This is a genomic window from Protofrankia symbiont of Coriaria myrtifolia (assembly GCF_900634755.1).
GTDB lineage: Bacteria > Actinomycetota > Actinomycetes > Frankiales > Frankiaceae > Protofrankia > Protofrankia coriariae.
The window spans coordinates 1-2094 of sequence record NZ_CAAAFS010000309.1 but is presented as its reverse complement, the minus strand read 5'-3'; the positions used below and the strand labels follow the sequence as shown (position 1 = coordinate 2094).

Genomic DNA, 2094 nt, shown 5'->3' with positions numbered 1-2094 from the left:
GGACGGGTAGCTCCCACGGCGGCCCGTCGTCGACGTCGGCGGCCAGTTCGGCGGGGTCGGTGTCGGGCAGGGGTCCCCAGTGGGTGCCGAGGATGTCGGCCTCGGCGGTGATCGCGACCCCTCGAAACGACGTGGTCATGGCGGCCTGGAGGTCGGCGGCGACCTGGGCGGCGCGGTCGGTCGGGACGTGCACGATGACTTCGTCGTGGACGAACAGCCACAGCGCGTCGTGCAGGCCATGGCGGGTGACCAGGGTGTGGACGGCGGTCACGAGGAGGTCGCGGGCGGTGGACTGCACCGCGTAGTTCGCGTTCGCATAGGGCCGTAGCGGGTCGGCGGGGATACGGCGGCCGGAGCCGGTGATGACGGGGTTGTGGTCGGCGAGGCGGGCCGAGTAGGCGGCCACGCCGGGGTAGGCGGCGCGCCAGCGGGTGATGACGTCGGTGGCGACCTGGTGGGTGGCGCCGGTGGCGTTCATGAGGGCGCGGGCGCCGCCGCCGTAGATCGTGCCGAACGTGGCCCGCTTCGCCAGGGTCCGCTGGTCCTTGGTGAACCCGTCGCCGAACAGGAGGCGGGCGGTGGCGTCGTGGATGTCGACGCCGGAGGCGAGGACGTCGGTGAGCGCTGGGTCGCGGGACAGGGCGGCGGTGACCCGTACCTCGACCTGGGAGAAGTCACAGGAGATCAGGACGTGGCCGGGGTCCGCTTGGAAGCAGTGCCGGAGCCGGGGGTCGCCCTTCTTCAAGGTTTGGAGGGCGGGGCCGGTGATGGACATGCGGCCGGTCTTGGCGCGCAGGGTGTTGATTTGGGGGTGGACCCGGCCGGCGGGGTCGGCGGCGGCGAGGAAGCTACGCAGGTTGGCGATCGTGTTCGACGTGGCGGCGACCCGGCCGCGGGCGGTGAGCATCCGCCGGACCTGGTCGGACACGGTGAGGCGGCCGGTGTCGAGGTCGCGGGCCAGGGCGGTGAGGGTGTCGGCGGTGACCTGCAACCGGCCGGTGGCGGTGCGCGGGCCGGGAACGTGCTGGGTGTCGAGCCAGTCGGCGAACCGGGGGCTGGTCGGCGGGCAGCCAAGCTCGGCCTCGATGAGCGCGGCGGCGGCGTGGTGGTCGGCCTCGACCTGGGCGAGGTAGGCGCGGGTGTAGGGCAGGTCGAGGGCGAGGCCGCGGATCGTGATGCCGACCGATTGGGCGGCGAGCCACTGTTCGACGGGCACCAGGTGGGAGAACGGGCCGCACAGGTCGAGCAGGACGGGCAGCAGTCGCCGGACGTAGACGACGTACGCCTCGTCGTCGGCGGGCAGGTGCGCCCATCCCCAGGTCTTCCACCGCTCCCCGGCCCGCTCGCCGGGCGGCGCGAGCGCCCGCATCCGGGCGTACAGCGCTGTCTGCGCGAGCGTGAGGCCGTCGTCGAGGTGGCGGGCGGTCAGCGTCTTGAGGCCGTGGCCGGCGCGTTCGTCCGGGTCGACCAGCTTGGAGATCAGATGGGTGTCCGCGACCCGCTGGCCGAGGCCGATGGCCAGTGCCGACCAGACCGCGAGGGTGTCGAAGCTGGTGTGCGTGACGAACCGGCGGCCTGGGTCGCCCAGCACCGCGGCGATGGCGGCCCGCTGGGCGGGGTCGAGCGGGTCGAGCACCCACGCCACTGTGGCCGTCCCGAGCTGCACGAGCCGGAGGCCGGCGTCGGGGCCGAAGTGGCGCGGGCCGGTGTCGGGTAGGGCGCGGGTCTCCACGTCCAGGCCGAGGATCGGCTCGCCGTCCAGGTCGGCGGCCATCGCGGCGGGGTCGAACTCGCCGGACCCGCCGCGGGGGGCGTGGATGGTCATGTGGTGGCCGTCGTGGGTGCGCTGGTAGGTGGGCATCAGGCCGCCTCCGCCCACTCCACCGGCACCGCTGCCGGGGTGGCGGGTCCGGCCGGGCCGGGGCAGTCGGGGCAGATCCACAGCGGCGGCGGGTCCGCGAGCGCCATGACCGTGCCGTGGACCTCGCACACCAGCGGCGCCGGGGCCGGGAGCATGGCGGCGAGCCAGCCATAGCCATCCCCGGCAAGTCCCGCGTTGGCCGCCGCCGGGTCGGCGGCCTGGTAGGGCAGGGC

General features: G+C 74.5%; 1 protein-coding gene and 1 pseudogene. Both read right to left on the bottom strand.

Going from position 1 to position 2094, the window contains the following annotated elements; translation table 11 throughout:
- A partial coding sequence (locus CM1CMNOD_RS17340; protein WP_131774092.1) for a DNA polymerase occupies positions 1-1861 on the bottom strand: 1861 nt, incomplete at its 3' end.
- Positions 1861-2094: pseudogene (locus CM1CMNOD_RS21935) on the bottom strand (hypothetical protein); the annotation flags it as partial. The pseudogene CM1CMNOD_RS21935 and the gene CM1CMNOD_RS17340, both read right to left, overlap by 1 nt.